This window comes from Arthrobacter sp. SLBN-112 (genome assembly GCF_030944625.1).
In the GTDB taxonomy this organism is placed as follows: domain Bacteria; phylum Actinomycetota; class Actinomycetes; order Actinomycetales; family Micrococcaceae; genus Arthrobacter.
On record NZ_JAUSXY010000001.1, the window covers coordinates 1,236,959 to 1,251,027 of the forward strand.

Genomic DNA, 14,069 nt, shown 5'->3' on the forward strand with positions numbered 1-14,069 from the left:
GCCACCAGAAAAGGACTAACGCACATGCTGCTGATCCCATGCCCCAACTGCGGCCCGCGGGACGAAACCGAATTCCACTACGGGGGACAGGCCCACGTCCCCTACCCGGAAAACCCGAACGAGCTGAGCGATACCGAGTGGTCCCGCTACCTCTTCTACCGGGAAAACCCCAAAGGCATCTTCGCCGAGCGCTGGGTCCACAGCACCGGCTGCCGCCAGTGGTTCAACATGCTCCGCGACACCGTGAGCTATGACATCCAGGCCATCTATCCCATGGGTGCCCGCCGGCCGGACCTGGCTGCCGCCCCCGCCGGGGAATCCGGCACGGCCAGCCTCGCCGCTGACAGCACCACCACCGGAACCGCCGCACCCAGCCTCGCTGCAACCAGCCTTGCCGCCAGCACCACGCCCGCCACCACCACCGCCCCGGAAGGAGCAACCAAGTGACCTCGCAGAACGCCCGCCTGGCAACCGGCGGCCGCATCGACCGAACCATCTCCTGGCGCTTCACCGTGGACGGCGAGGAATTCACCGGGCACCCCGGCGACACGCTTGCCTCCGCGCTGCTGGCCAACGGCCGCGTCGCCGTCGGCAATTCGCTCTATGAGGACCGCCCCCGCGGCATCATGTCCGCGGGTGTGGAAGAGGCCAACGCCCTGGTCCGCATCGAAGCCCGCTTCCCCGGCCACGTCGCCGAATCCATGCTCCCCGCCACCACCGTTTCCCTCGTTGACGGGCTCAAGGCCACCCTGCTTAACGGGCTGGGCAAACTGGACCCGGAAGACGACCGCGCCGAATACGACAAGAAGTACGTCCACACCGACGTCCTGGTGGTCGGCGGCGGTCCCGCCGGCCTCGCCGCAGCCCGCGAAGCAGTCCGCACCGGCGCCCGCGTCATGCTGCTGGACGACCAGCCCGAACTCGGCGGCTCACTGCTCTCCGGCTCCACCGCGCCCGGCCTGGCCGAGACCATCGAAGGCAAGCCCGCCCTGGAGTGGGTGGCCGACGTCGAGGCCGAGCTGGTGTCCGGTGCGGAATCCACCGTCCTGAACCGCACCACCGCCTTCGGCGCCTACGACGCCAACTACGTCATCGCGGTCCAGAACCGCACCGACCATCTCTCCAGCCCCGCGGCCCCCGGCGTTTCCCGCCAGCGGATTTGGCACATCCGTGCCAACCAGGTGGTGCTGGCCCCCGGCGCCCACGAGCGTCCCCTGGTGTTCGAGAACAACGACCGCCCCGGCATCATGCTCGCCTCCGCCGTGCGCAGCTACCTCAACCGGTACGGCCTTGCCGCCGGCAAGCGCGTGGCCATCAGCACCACCAATGACAGCGCCTATGCCGTGGCAGCCGACCTCGCCGCCGCAGGCGTCAAGGTGGCTGCCGTCATCGACGCCCGTCCTGCCCTGACCGCCGCGGCAACCGCCGCCGTCGAATCCGGAATCCGGGTGCTGATCGGCAGCGCGGTGGCCAACACCTCCGCCGACGGGTCCGGCCGGCTGGACGGCGTCACCGTCCGCAGCATCAACGACGACGGCGAGCTCACCTCGGGCGTCGAGCAGATCGCCTGCGACCTGCTGGCCGTGTCCGGCGGCTGGAGCCCGCTGGTCCACCTGCACTCGCAGCGGCAGGGTAAGTTGCGCTGGGACGACGCCCTGGCAGCTTTCGTGCCCAGCACCGAAGTGCCCAACCAGCAGACCATCGGCTCCGGCCGCGGCTCCTTCGCCACCGCGGACTGCGTTGCCGAGGGCGTCTCCGCGGGCGCCCGGGCGGCCATCGCGGCGGGCTTCGCGTCCGCCGTCGAGCCTTCCCCCCTCGCCGAGCCGAAGGCCTCCGCTCCCACCCGCCAGCTCTGGCTGGTACCCGGCGAGAGCGGCACCCCGGACGACTGGCACCACCACTTCGTGGACTTCCAGCGCGACCAGTCCGTGGCGGACGTCCTCCGCTCCACCGGAGCCGGCATGCGCTCCGTTGAGCACATCAAGCGGTACACCTCCATCAGCACCGCCAATGACCAAGGCAAGACCTCCGGCGTCAACGCCATCGGCGTCATTGCCGCGGCGCTGCGGACCGCCGGGGAGGCCTCCCGCGGCATCGGCGACATAGGCACCACCACCTACCGGGCACCGTTCACCCCGGTGGCGTTCGCGGCACTGGCCGGACGCCAGCGCGGAGAACTGTTCGATCCCGCCCGCATCACGTCCATCCACCCCTGGCACGTTGCCAAGGGTGCGCTGTTCGAGGACGTCGGGCAATGGAAGCGCCCCTGGTACTACCCGCAGGACGGGGAGGACATGGACGCTGCCGTGCTGCGCGAATGCGCAGCCGTCCGCGACTCCGTGGGCTTCATGGACGCCACCACCCTGGGCAAGATCGAGATCCGCGGCAAGGACGCGGGGGAGTTCCTGAACCGGGTCTACACCAACGCGTTCAAGAAGCTTGCGCCGGGTTCGGCACGCTACGGCGTCATGTGCACCCCGGACGGCATGATTTTCGACGACGGCGTGACCCTCCGCGTGGACGACGACACCTACTTCATGACCACCACCACCGGCGGCGCCGCCAAGGTGCTCGACTGGCTGGAGGAATGGCTGCAGACCGAGTGGCCAGAGCTGGACGTGAAGTGCACCTCGGTGACGGAGCAGTGGAGCACCATTGCCGTCGTCGGGCCCAAATCCCGTGAGGTCATCGCCAAGGTGGCACCGGAACTGGCAGCCAACGGCGGCCTGGACGCCGAAGCCTTCCCGTTCATGACCTTCCGCGAAACCACCCTCGCCTCCGGCGTCCGCGCCCGGGTCTGCCGCATCTCGTTCTCCGGCGAACTCGCCTACGAGATCAACATCCCGGCCTGGTATGGACTGAACACCTGGGAAGCCGTGGCCGCTGCCGGCGCCGAATTCAACATCACCCCGTACGGGACCGAAACCATGCACGTGCTGCGCGCCGAAAAGGGCTACCCGATCGTCGGGCAGGACACGGACGGCACCGTCACCCCGCAGGACGCGGGCATGGAGTGGATCGTTTCCAAGGCCAAGGACTTCATCGGCAAGCGCTCGTACTCACGGGCGGACTCCAGTCGCGAGGACCGCAAGCACCTGGTCAGCGTCCTCCCGGTCGACGGCACGCTCCGGCTGCCGGAAGGCACCCAGCTCGTGGAGAAGGGCCGCTCCACCAACCCGGCCTACGGTCCTGTACCGATGGAGGGCTTCGTCACTTCCAGCTACCACAGCGCAGCGTTGGGCAGGTCTTTTGGCCTGGCCCTGATCAAGAATGGCCGCAACCGCATTGGCGAAACCCTGGTGGCCGCCGCCGGCGACCAGTTGGTGGACGTGGTTGTTGCAGAAACAGTGCTTTTTGACCCAGAAGGGACCCGTAAAGATGGCTGAAACAGCAGCATCCCCCACCCAGAGCTCCGCAGAGCAGAACAATTCGGCCCGTGTCAGCCCGGCACGCCAGCTGGCGGAAGCCTTCGCCGCAGGTTCCCTGGCCGGAACCGTTGAGATCTCGGAAGTACCCTTCCTGACTATGGTGGGCCTCCGGGCTGACGCAGGCTCGGACGAGGCAACGCGCCTGGCCGCCGTCACCGGCGGCGTGCCGGCCGGTTCCGGTGATGTGGTCAACTCCGGCGACACCTCGGTCCTGTGGCTGGGCCCCTCGGAATTCCTGGTGGTGGCACCCACCGAGGCGCACGAATCCCTGGGCGGCCACCTGATCCCGGCCCTCCGGGAAGCACTTGGCACCGGCGCAGGCCAGGTGGTGGATCTTTCCGCCAACCGGACCACGTTCGAGCTGGTTGGCCCCCGGGCCCGCGCCGTCCTGGAAAAGGGCTGCTCGCTGGACCTGCACCCCCGGGTGTTCAAGGCAGGCACCGCCTTGTCCACCGAGATCGCGAACATCCCCGCCATCCTGTGGAAGACCGGCGAGGACTCCTTCCGGATCTTCCCCCGGGCGTCGTTCGCCGAGTTCCTGGGCCGGTGGCTCCTGGACGCCATGCGGGAGTACGCCTCACCAGAGGTCCCCTGATGGCGCTCAGCGTCCTGGACCTGTTCTCTGTTGGCATCGGGCCCTCGTCGTCACACACGGTGGGCCCGATGCGGGCGGCCAAGCGCTTCGCCGATGGGCTGAAGGGCGACGGCCACCTGGCCTCCACCGTGCGCGTCCAGTCGGAACTTTTCGGTTCCCTGGGCGCCACGGGGCGCGGGCACGGCTCCGACAAGGCAGTGGTCCTGGGCCTGCAGGGCCTGGAGCCCGAAACAGTCAACACCTTCACGGCCGATGACCAGGTTGCGGCCGCCGCCCTGAACGCCGAGCTGCAGATCGCCGGCAGCCACCGCGTGGATTTCAACTGGGAAGAGGACGTGGTGCTGCACCGGCGCAAGTCCCTTCCCGCGCACCCCAACGGCATGACTTTCCGCGCCCTTGACCACACCGGCGCCGTACTCAGCGAACGGAGCTACTACTCCATTGGCGGCGGCTTCGTGGTGGACGGCGACGCCGAAGGGGCAGACAAGGTGGTGGCAGACGACACCGTGCTGCCCTACCCGTTCTCCACGGCGGACGAGCTGCTGCAGATCTGCAGCCGCGAGGGCATGTCCATTTCCGACGTCATGCTGGCCAACGAACTCACCTGGCACAGCGAAGCGGAGCTCCGGGAGAAGCTGCTGGGGCTCTGGGCCGTGATGCGCGAATGCGTGGAGAACGGCTGCAACGCCGAGGGCATCCTGCCGGGCGGCCTCAAGGTGCCCCGGCGCGCCCCCGGACTGTTCCGCACCCTGACCGCCTCCGCCGCGGCATCGGCGGAAGCCTCCGCCCAGGCGGCGGCAGCAACGCCGTCGCCCGTCCAGGCGCCGGCGGACCCGCTGCTGGCGATGGAATGGGTCAACCTGTTCGCGCTCGCCGTGAACGAGGAGAATGCCGCCGGCGGACGGATCGTCACCGCGCCCACCAACGGCGCGGCCGGAATTGTGCCTGCCGTCCTGCACTACTACGTGAAGTTTGTTCCAGGAGCGGGCGACGACGGTGTGGTCCGCTTCCTGCTGGCGGCGGCCGCCGTCGGAATCCTGTTCAAGACGAACGCCTCCATCTCAGGCGCCGAGGTGGGCTGCCAGGGGGAGGTGGGCTCTGCCTGCTCGATGGCCGCCGCCGGGCTCTGCGAAGTGCTCGGCGGGACGCCGGCGCAGGTGGAGAACGCCGCCGAGGTGGGAATCGAGCACAACCTGGGCCTGACCTGCGATCCCGTGGGCGGGCTGGTGCAGATCCCGTGCATCGAGCGGAACGCGATCGCCAGCGTGAAGGCGATCAACGCGGCCCGGCTGGCCCTGCACGGGGACGGGAGCCACAAGGTCTCGCTGGACAAGGCCATCAAGACCATGCGCGACACCGGAGCCGACATGAAAACCAAGTACAAGGAAACCTCCCGAGGAGGCCTCGCCGTGAATGTAATCGAGTGCTGAGCCATGACCATCACTGAAACCCATATCCCCACACCGAAGGCGCCAACCACTGTGGAACACGTCCTCACCCTGGACTGCCCGGAAGGCCCCGGCATTGTGCACGCCGTCTCCGGCTTCCTGCTGGAACACGGCTGCGACATCATCGACAACAAACAGTTCGGCGAACGCTCCGAAGGCCATTTTTTCATGCGTGTGCACTTCGCGTCCGAGGGTGACGAATCGACACTGCAGGTGCTGCGGGATTCGTTTGCCCCGGTGGCGGACAAGTTCGGCATGCGGTGGCAGCTGGAACGCCAGGGATCCAAGCGCAAAGTGCTGATCATGGTGTCCAAGTTTGGGCACTGCCTCAACGACCTCCTGTTCCGCGCCCGGATGGGCGAACTGCCGGTGGACGTGGTGGCCGTAGTGTCCAATCACCTGGACCACCAGGCACTGGTGGAGTGGCACGGCATCCCGTTCCACCACATCCCGGTCACGGCCGCCACCAAGCCCGAGGCCGAGGCGAAACTCATGGAACTGGTGGACGGGCTCGACGTGGAACTGGTGGTGCTGGCCCGCTACATGCAGGTGCTCAGCGACGACCTGACCCGGCAGTTGGACGGCCGGGCCATCAACATCCACCACTCGTTCCTGCCCAGCTTCAAGGGCGCCAAGCCGTACCACCAGGCCTATGCGCGGGGTGTCAAGACCGTGGGCGCCACGGCGCATTACGTCAACGCCGAACTCGATGAGGGGCCCATCATCGCGCAGCAGGTGGTGGAAGTGGACCATACGTACGGGCCCGAGGACCTGGTGGCCGCCGGCCGTGACACCGAATGCAAGGCCCTCTCCAACGCGGTCAAGTGGCACTGCGAAGGCCGGGTCCTCCTGCAGGGCAACCGCACAGTGGTGCTGCGGTAGCCCGACCTAATTGAACACTGTCAGCGCGGCTGGCTTCCCCTCCCGGGGCGGCCGGCCGCGCTTTGTTGTGTCCGCTGCGCTGACCGACAACAACTGATCGCTGGTGGACAAGGCGGAAACGGCTGCCGCTGCCAAGCTGGATTCCACAGCAATTTTCCCGAGCTCATGACCGTTAAGAAGGATCAAATGAGTATTTCGAATTTCCGAGACCCGGACCGCTGACGCTCCGGCCAAGGAGCATTCCACCGCCCTCCGCGCCGGCAGCATCGGCGTGCTCGGCATCCTGTTCTTCGTCCTGTCCGCCCAGGCGCCCCTCACGGGGATCGTGGGCGCCTCGCCCCTCGCGGCGGCGCTGGGCAACGGCGCCGGCGCCCCGGGCGCCTACCTGATCGTCGGCGTCGTCATCGTGATCTTCGCCGTCGGCTTTGTCGCCATGAGTCGCAAGATCCAGGCCAACGGCGCCTTTTACGCCTACGTGACTGCAGCATTCGGCCGGCGGACCGGAGCGGGGGCGGCCTGGCTGGCCCTGTTGGCCTACAGCACTGTCCAGGCCGCCATGTACGGGCTGTACGGTGCTGCCTTCTCCGGCCTCCTGGCGTCGATCGGCCTGGCCATTCCCTGGTGGCTGCTGGCCGTGGCCACCATGGCCGGAGTCCAGGTGCTGGGCTCCCTCAACATCGAACTCGGCGCCCGCGTCCTGGCCGTGCTGGTTGGCCTTGAGGTGACCATCCTGCTGATGTTCGGGTTCACGGTGCTGTTCCACGGCGGCGGCCCGGAGGGCATCAGCGTCGCGGCGTCCTTTTCCCCGGAGGCCATCGGCGCAGGCGCCCCCGGCGTTGCGATCATGTTCGCGGTGGCGTCCATGTTCGGCTTCGAGTCCACTGCCATCTATTCTGCCGAGGCAAAGGATCCGCACCGCACCGTGGCCAGGGCAACCTACCTGTCGGTCGGGGTGATCTCGGTGTTCTTCGCCTTTATCTCCTGGATGCTGGTCAGCTACTACGGGCCTTCGCAGGTGATGGATGCCGCCGGTGCCGCGCTCGAGTCAGGGGATGCCACCTCCTTTGTGCTGGGTCCGCTGGTGGATTTGTTCGGACCCTGGGCGGGCATCGTGGCCGGCATTCTGCTGGTCACCTCCCTGCTGGCCGGCATCATCGCCTTCCACAACGGCATCAACCGCTACCTGCACTCCCTGGCCCTGCGCGCGGTTCCATGCCGGCCGTCCTGGCCCGGACCAACCGGCACCGGGCACCTGCGGCGGCCGCCTGGGTCCAGTCCGCCACCGCCGTCGTCCTGGTGGTGCCGTTCGCCATCCTGGCGATGGACCCCGTACTGACCCTGTTCTCCTGGTTCAGCGGCCTGGCTGTGGCGGCCCTGCTGGTGCTGTACATGCTGTGCTCGGCGGCCGTCGTCGCCTTCTTCCGCCGGGAGCGCGCGGGCGCCCAGCTGTGGCAGACCCGGATCGCCCCGGCCGTGGCGGCGGTCCTGCTGGCGTGGGTCCTGTACCTGGTGGTCAGCAATTTCACGGCCCTCATCGGCGGCAGCGCCGAGACGGCCACGGCCCTGCTCGCGGCGGTCCCGCTGGTCTTCCTGGCCGGCGTGTTGGTGGAGTGGGTCATCCAGCGCCGCCACCACCCCGCCTCCCTGGGCCACGCGCTCACTTAGCAGGCGCAGGATCTCCGGCACTGGCCCGGCGCGGAACTTTCTGTCCGCGCCGGGCCATTGCGCGTGCCGCGACGAACAGCGTGGCCCCGCCCAGCGCAGCACCCCACGCCGCGGCGGGGGAGACGGGCCAGAACCCCGCCAGGCCAAGGAGCGCCGGAACCGTGGCCGACGCCGGGCTCGCCAGCACCAGGGCCCAGCCCGTGAACCGCTCCAGCCGCACAGCATCCAGGGCCAGGCAGGCGAACAGCAGGGCCCACAGCACGGACCAGCACACCCACAGCACCGCAAGCAGAGGGTCGGTGCCCAGCCAGGCAACCGCCAGCAGCACGCCGCAGAACGCCACCAGCCCGCAGAACCAGCCCAGCCCGCGGGACCCGAGTGCCAGCAGCACGTCCAATCCCGAGTACAGGTAGGTGGCTCCGAACAGGAACATGCCGGCCGCCGTCAGGAGCCGTGCCGGAGCGTTCCCGGCGGCAGAGACGTAGACGACGCCGAGCACCAGCTGGGTGCCTCCAACCAGCAGGTTGAGGGCAGCGGCGTCGCGGCGGGGAACGTGCCCGAGGGTCGCCAGGCCGTTGGCCAGCAGTGCGGCACCGGAGAGCAGGAGGCAAATGAAGGGCATCAGCGGGCCCCGGGCCTATCAAGTACCGTCAGGTGAAACTTCTTTGTCACCTGAGGGACGTTAGCCGAAGCGGTGACGGAGCGCCCAGTGGGCCCTGGTCGTAATCGGTGGGAAAGGCCCGGCGCCGGCTAGGAGCTTTTACGCCACTCGCTGGGCGAGACCCCGAAAGCATCCCGGAAGGTGCGGCTGAAGTGGGCGGCGTCGAGGAAACCCCAGCGGGCCGCAACCGCGCCGACGGGCTGTCCCGCGTGCAGCGGGTCCCGAAGTTCGCGGCGGGCCCCCTCGAGCCGTTGGGTCCGGATCCAGCTGGCTACCGTGGTTCCGGACTCGTGAAAGACGTTGTGCAGGTGCCGGGTGGAGATGAAATGCGCCGCCGCAATACCCGCCGGGGACAGCAGCGGGTCAGAGAGGTTCGCCTCGATGTACTCGCGGACCGAGACGGCCAGCAGCGCCTGCGGCTTCATCCGGTCCGGCTTAATATCCATTTCGGCATGCAGCATGGTGGACACCAGGTCAAGGGCGTTCGTTGCCAGCCGGGAGCCGCTGGGTCCATTCAGGACGTCCAGGTTTTCCGACAGCTGGCGGATGAACTGTCCAACGAGCCCGCTCAGGCCTCTGTTGCCCATGCGCACGGCGGCCAGCTGCCCCACATAGTCTGCGGGCAGGGACACGGCGTCGCAGGGGAACATCAGCACCATGATCCGTGTCTTGTCCTCGAACGCGAGGGTGTACGGCCGGTTGGTGTCGTAGATGGCGAGGTCCCCGGGCTCAAGCACGGCTTCCCGGTTGTCCTGGACCAGCAGGCCGGTGCCTTCCAACTGCAGGTTGAGCTTGAAGTAGCGTTCATGGGCCTGCGCGATCAGGGCCGGGGTGCGGTGGACCTCGTGCGAGGTGGCGGTCACTTCAACAATGGACATCCGGTCCAGTACCCGGGAGCGCATCCGGCCCTGGAAGCCATCCACGTCAGCTGTTTGGGCGGTGAGGGGTACGAAGGACTCCGCCACCAGGTGCTTCCAATGGTCGAAGGATGCCGCAACGCTCGAGGTGACGTCTTGGCGTTCGGGCCGGGCAGAGGCCCCGGCTGTAGCTGCTGCTGGCATGGAAGTTCCTCGCGACGGATGGCCACCTGATGTTCCCCCGGCCTGTGTCCTGCGACACAGTATGTTCAGGTTAGCGCCAGCGCAATCTTTTTTCAACGGTTGGCGAAAAAAGATGTCTGAAGCGGCCTGTCAGGTGTTTCCAAGCTTGCCGTGGCATGATCCGCGCATGAATGCCGTTGCCGCGTCCCAGGATCGCCACCACAACTTCAATTCCCCCGCGCACCACTCCCGGCTGCGGATGGTGGTGATGCTCGCTGTCGGCGTGGTGGTGGCGCTGGCTGTCGGAGCGCTTGGCCGCTGGGCCTATGCGCCCGCCCTTGGCTGGGCGGCCGCTTCCGCAACGTACCTGATCTGGGTATGGAGCGTCATCCGGCACATGGGCCCGGGCGCTACGGCGGCCCACGCCCGGCGGGAGGATCCGGGCCGGGTCTTTTCGGACACCCTGGTCCTCAGTGCCACGGTGGCCAGCTTTGCCGGAGTGGCCCTGATCCTGCTGGACGCCTCCAATTCGCAGGGCATGAGCAAGGACGCCACGGTGGCCATGGCCCTGGGCAGCATCGCGTTGTCCTGGTTCCTGGTCCACACGTTGTTCACCCTCCGCTACGCGGCCATCTACTACCGCGACGGGACCGGCGTTGATTTCAATGAGGAAACCCAGCCCCGGTATGCAGACTTCGCGTACCTGGCCTTCACCGTCGGCATGACCTTCCAGGTATCGGACACCGACCTGAAAACCAACGCCATCCGCTCAACGGTCCTGCGGCAGGCCCTGCTGTCCTACCTGCTGGGGGCCATCGTGCTGGCAACCACCATCAACCTGGTGTCGGGACTCATCCACTAATCGCGCTTACTGCCTGGGCGTTGGGTCCTTAAGCGCCAACGGGTGCAGCTCCGATTGGAGCTGCACCCGTTTTGTGAGGCGTCAATTAATCCTTCTTGAACGCATCCTTGACGTGCTCGCCGGCCTGCTTCAGGTCGGATTTTGCCTGGTCGGTCTGGCCTTCAGCCTTCAGGCTTTCATCGCCCGTGGCGTTGCCGGCAGCTTCCTTGCCCTTGCCGCCAAGCTTCTCTGCAGCGTTGCCGATCTTGTCGTCCAAACCCATGGAGATGCTCCTTACAGTTCGTGCTCGCTCCGGTCTGCACCAGAACCTGACCACACAATAGTAAGCATACTTTCGAGTTAGCGGCTCATTTGCCGCCCGGAATTTTGCCCAGCAGGGCGAGGTAGCCTTCCAGTTGCGCGGCGTGGCCGAACTCCAGCTGGCCCTCCGGGGCAAGGGCTGCCTCAATCTGGGTCCCCAGCAGCATGTTCAGCAGCTGGCCGGCGAGGACGGAGTCGGCGACGCCGGCACTGACGTCGCCGCTGTTCCTTGCCTCTGCCAGGTAGCGGCAGATGGCGGCCAGCCATTCCGCCATGGATTCGCGGTGGATTTCCGCCTTCCGCGGATCGTTGACCGCCTTCTGCCAGAACGGGATGACCACCCGGGCTTCGTTGATGCGCTCCTCGTCGAGGGGGAGTACTTCGAGGCAGAAAGCCCGCAGTGCATCCAGCCCGGTCTTGCCTGCCGCCACCTGGGCGATACGCTGGTTGGTCCGGTTGAAGACGTGGCTGAAGGCGAACTCGAGCAGCGTGTCCTTTGTGGGGAAGTAGGGTTTCAGGGCGCCGTTGGCGAAGCCTGCCTCCATGGCAATCTCGCGCATGGTGGCGCTTTCGAGGCCTTGGCGGGCGATGATCCGCCAGGTGGCATCCACGAGTTCCAGGCGGCGCTCGTCATGGTCAACTATCTTCGGCACGCGGCCACTCCCCGGAAATTTCTTTGCCCAACCTCTTGTGAGCCATGTTACGGACGTTTATTCTCTACAACTATAGAAAATAAACGCAATGGCCGGCGACGGCCCGGACAAAGGTTCCCCCAATGACGCTTGCACCCACCCAAACCGCATCAGCCTTCCGCCTGGCCACGGCCCAGGAAATCCAGGACGTGCGCGCCATCCTGCAGTCGGAAGGCCACCTGGGCCCGCAGCACAGGATCGCCTACCTGGGCCTGCTGGATCCGGCCCGCGGCGCTGATACCGCGGCGGCGGACCGCCGCTTCCGGGTCTTCATCCACGATGTCTCCGGGGCGGCGCCGCGGGACGTCGTGGTCTCGGCCACCGGGCAGAAGGTGCTCTCCGCCGTCGAACTGGACACCGCAGTGACCGGCGAACTGCCGGTGCTCGAGGAGGAGTTCGAGGTGGTGGAAACGCTGCTGGCCACCGATGAACGGTGGCTCAAGGCGCTCGCTGACCGCGGACTCGCCGTCGAAAACGTCCGGGTAGCCCCGCTGTCCGCCGGTGTCTTCGAGTACCCGGAGGAGAAGGGCCGCCGGATCCTGCGCGGGCTGGCCTTCGTCCAGGAGTTCCCGGAGGACAGCGCCTGGGCGCACCCGGTGGACGGCCTGGTGGCATACGTGGATGTGGTCAGCAAGGAGGTCACCCAGGTCATCGACCTCGGCGCCATGCCCATCCCGGCCGAACACGGCAACTACACGGACCCGGAACTGACCGGCCCGCTCCGCACCACCCAGAAACCGATCAGCATCACCCAGCCCGAGGGCCCCAGCTTCACCGTCACCGCCGGCAACCACGTCGAATGGGAAAAATGGAGCGTCGACGTGGGCTTCGACGTCCGCGAGGGCGTGGTCCTGCACAACCTCGCCTTCCAGGACGGCGACCGGAAGCGGCCCATCATCAACCGGGCCTCCATTGCCGAGATGGTGGTCCCGTACGGTGACCCGTCACCCGTCCGTTCGTGGCAGAACTACTTCGACACGGGCGAATACCTGGTGGGCCAGTACGCCAACTCCCTGGAACTCGGCTGCGACTGCCTGGGCGAGATCACCTACCTCAGCCCGGTCATCAGCGACGCGTTCGGCAACCCGCGGGAGATCCGCAACGGCATCTGCATGCACGAGGAAGACTGGAGCATCCTCTCCAAGCACTCCGACCTGTGGAGCGGCGTCACCTACACCCGCCGCAACCGCCGGCTGGTGATCTCTTTCTTCACCACCATCGGCAATTACGATTACGGCTTTTACTGGTACCTCTACCTGGACGGCACTATCGAATTCGAGGCCAAAGCCACCGGCATCGTCTTCACCTCGGCGTTCCCGGAGGGCGGCTCGGACAACATCTCCCAGCTGGCCCCGGGCCTGGGCGCCCCGTTCCACCAGCACCTCTTCAGTGCCCGGCTGGACATGGCGATTGACGGATTCACCAACCGCGTGGAGGAGGAGGATGTGGTCCGGCAGGCCATGGGCCCGGGTAATGAGCGCGGCAACGCCTTCTCCCGCAAGCGCACCGTTCTGGCGCGCGAATCCGAGGCCGTCCGCGAGGCCGACGCCCGTTCCGGCCGCACCTGGATCATTTCCAACCCGGACTCACGCAACCGGCTGGGCGAGCCGGTGGGCTATAAGCTCCACTCCCACAACCAGCCCACGCTGCTGGCGGATCCGGACTCTTCAATCGCCCGCCGGGCCGCGTTCGCCACCAAGGATCTGTGGGTCACCCGGTACGCCGAGGACGAGAAGTACCCCACGGGCGACTTCGTGAACCAGCATGCCGGGGGAGCCGGGCTGCCCGCCTACGTGGCACAGGACCGCGACCTCGACGGCCAGGACATCGTCGTGTGGCATACGTTTGGCCTGACCCACTTCCCCCGCATGGAGGACTGGCCCATCATGCCCGTGGACACCGTGGGCTTCAAGCTGCGGCCCGAGGGCTTCTTCGACCGCAGTCCCGTCCTGGACGTCCCCGCCAACCCGAACCAGCAGGCCGATTCCTGCCATAGCGAAGGCGGCAGCGGTGGCTGCCACTAGCGTGGCCCCTGCGCCGGCAGGAAACAGGGCAGCAGCAGGAAGGACGACGACGGCGGTCCGGGCCCGTGCCGGCGGTCCGGTTTTTCATGCGCGGCTCGCTGCCGTGGTCACCGCCGTTTCCTGCGCAACACACCTGTGGCTCGCCGCCACGGGCAACCATGGTGCCTGGCTCAGTGCCCTGATGCTGGTCCTTGCCGCGGTGTGCGTTCCCTGTGCTGTCCACATCTGGCGGCACAGCGGGGTGGCCGCGCTCCACCAGGTCACCGTCGCCGCCGTGGCAATGGCAGCCGTCCACGCGGCCCTCCTGCTCGGCGGCGGCGGTGCCGGCCACGCCCACACCGGAGGGCCGCCGTCGTCCGCTGCCCATGCGGACGGTGCCGGCGGGCTGCTGCTGGTCATTGCACTGGAACTGGCGACGGCACTCCTGGCCGCCACGCTGGTGGCTCGGCTGAGGCGGCGGTGTGCGTAGCCT

12 protein-coding genes and 1 pseudogene are annotated in these 14,069 nt (G+C 67.3%); 9 read left to right on the forward strand and 4 right to left on the reverse strand.

The window, feature by feature from the left end; all coding sequences use genetic code 11:
* Window positions 1-24: 24 nt before the first annotated feature.
* The 6 genes and pseudogenes from QF050_RS05770 (at window position 25) to QF050_RS05795 (ending at window position 8,018) form a co-directional block, all read left to right on the forward strand.
* Window positions 25-447 carry a sarcosine oxidase subunit delta gene (locus QF050_RS05770; protein ID WP_308929566.1) on the forward strand — a complete coding sequence of 141 codons (423 nt, stop codon included), beginning with the start codon at window positions 25-27 and terminating at the stop codon, window positions 445-447.
* A complete protein-coding gene (locus tag QF050_RS05775) occupies window positions 444-3,386 on the forward strand; it encodes a sarcosine oxidase subunit alpha family protein (protein WP_308929567.1) in 2,943 nt (980 codons plus the stop codon). Before QF050_RS05770 ends, QF050_RS05775 begins: the two co-directional genes overlap by 4 nt.
* Window positions 3,379-4,023 (forward strand): sarcosine oxidase subunit gamma family protein, encoded by a 645-nt coding sequence (locus QF050_RS05780; RefSeq protein WP_308929568.1) that lies wholly within the window; start codon window positions 3,379-3,381, stop codon window positions 4,021-4,023. Before QF050_RS05775 ends, QF050_RS05780 begins: the two co-directional genes overlap by 8 nt.
* Window positions 4,023-5,453: an L-serine ammonia-lyase gene (locus tag QF050_RS05785; RefSeq protein ID WP_308929569.1), complete on the forward strand. Its 1,431-nt coding sequence runs from the start codon at window positions 4,023-4,025 to the stop codon at window positions 5,451-5,453. The genes QF050_RS05780 and QF050_RS05785 overlap by 1 nt, the downstream gene beginning before the upstream one ends.
* Before the next feature lie 3 nt (window positions 5,454-5,456).
* On the forward strand, window positions 5,457-6,353 hold the full coding sequence (gene purU / locus QF050_RS05790; RefSeq protein WP_308929570.1) for a formyltetrahydrofolate deformylase: 897 nt from the start codon (window positions 5,457-5,459) through the stop codon (window positions 6,351-6,353).
* Between the two features lie 186 nt (window positions 6,354-6,539).
* Window positions 6,540-8,018 (forward strand): annotated as a pseudogene (locus QF050_RS05795) (APC family permease).
* On the opposite strand, the gene QF050_RS05805 reads toward QF050_RS05795, so the two are convergent.
* Window positions 8,011-8,640 carry an AmiS/UreI family transporter gene (locus QF050_RS05805; protein ID WP_308929573.1) on the reverse strand — a complete coding sequence of 210 codons (630 nt, stop codon included), beginning with the start codon at window positions 8,638-8,640 and terminating at the stop codon, window positions 8,011-8,013. The pseudogene QF050_RS05795 and the gene QF050_RS05805 overlap by 8 nt on opposite strands.
* Window positions 8,641-8,768: 128 nt before the next feature.
* Window positions 8,769-9,740 (reverse strand): helix-turn-helix domain-containing protein, encoded by a 972-nt coding sequence (locus QF050_RS05810; RefSeq protein ID WP_308929574.1) that lies wholly within the window; start codon window positions 9,738-9,740, stop codon window positions 8,769-8,771.
* A gap of 166 nt (window positions 9,741-9,906) precedes the next feature.
* Here QF050_RS05810 and QF050_RS05815 point away from each other — a divergent pair, with 166 nt between their 5' ends.
* A complete protein-coding gene (locus QF050_RS05815) occupies window positions 9,907-10,581 on the forward strand; it encodes a DUF1345 domain-containing protein (RefSeq protein ID WP_308929575.1) in 675 nt (224 codons plus the stop codon).
* A gap of 85 nt (window positions 10,582-10,666) precedes the next feature.
* Here the strand turns inward: QF050_RS05815 and QF050_RS05820 are convergent, their stop codons facing one another.
* Entirely contained in the window at window positions 10,667-10,843 is a 177-nt protein-coding gene (locus tag QF050_RS05820; protein WP_018770044.1) for a CsbD family protein, read from the reverse strand.
* A gap of 85 nt (window positions 10,844-10,928) precedes the next feature.
* On the reverse strand, window positions 10,929-11,534 hold the full coding sequence (locus QF050_RS05825; RefSeq protein WP_308929576.1) for a TetR/AcrR family transcriptional regulator: 606 nt from the start codon (window positions 11,532-11,534) through the stop codon (window positions 10,929-10,931).
* A 122-nt stretch (window positions 11,535-11,656) separates the two neighbouring features.
* Here QF050_RS05825 and QF050_RS05830 point away from each other — a divergent pair, with 122 nt between their 5' ends.
* Complete coding sequence (locus tag QF050_RS05830; RefSeq protein WP_308929577.1) at window positions 11,657-13,597, forward strand: primary-amine oxidase; 1,941 nt, start codon at window positions 11,657-11,659, stop codon at window positions 13,595-13,597.
* Complete coding sequence (locus QF050_RS05835; protein WP_308929578.1) at window positions 13,584-14,066, forward strand: hypothetical protein; 483 nt, start codon at window positions 13,584-13,586, stop codon at window positions 14,064-14,066. Before QF050_RS05830 ends, QF050_RS05835 begins: the two co-directional genes overlap by 14 nt.
* Window positions 14,067-14,069: the final 3 nt, after the last annotated feature.

What these genes read in the sequence shown, in the direction of transcription:
- QF050_RS05770 (WP_308929566.1), top strand. Translation starts at nt 25, where the DNA reads ATGCTGCTGATCCCATGCCCCAACTGCGGCCCGCGGGACGAAACCGAA.
- QF050_RS05780 (WP_308929568.1), top strand. Translation starts at nt 3,379, where the DNA reads ATGGCTGAAACAGCAGCATCCCCCACCCAGAGCTCCGCAGAGCAGAAC.
- QF050_RS05785 (WP_308929569.1), top strand. Translation starts at nt 4,023, where the DNA reads ATGGCGCTCAGCGTCCTGGACCTGTTCTCTGTTGGCATCGGGCCCTCG.
- purU (WP_308929570.1), top strand. Translation starts at nt 5,457, where the DNA reads ATGACCATCACTGAAACCCATATCCCCACACCGAAGGCGCCAACCACT.
- QF050_RS05805 (WP_308929573.1), bottom strand. Translation starts at nt 8,640, where the DNA reads ATGCCCTTCATTTGCCTCCTGCTCTCCGGTGCCGCACTGCTGGCCAAC.
- QF050_RS05810 (WP_308929574.1), bottom strand. Translation starts at nt 9,740, where the DNA reads ATGCCAGCAGCAGCTACAGCCGGGGCCTCTGCCCGGCCCGAACGCCAA.
- QF050_RS05815 (WP_308929575.1), top strand. Translation starts at nt 9,907, where the DNA reads ATGAATGCCGTTGCCGCGTCCCAGGATCGCCACCACAACTTCAATTCC.
- QF050_RS05820 (WP_018770044.1), bottom strand. Translation starts at nt 10,843, where the DNA reads ATGGGTTTGGACGACAAGATCGGCAACGCTGCAGAGAAGCTTGGCGGC.
- QF050_RS05830 (WP_308929577.1), top strand. Translation starts at nt 11,657, where the DNA reads ATGACGCTTGCACCCACCCAAACCGCATCAGCCTTCCGCCTGGCCACG.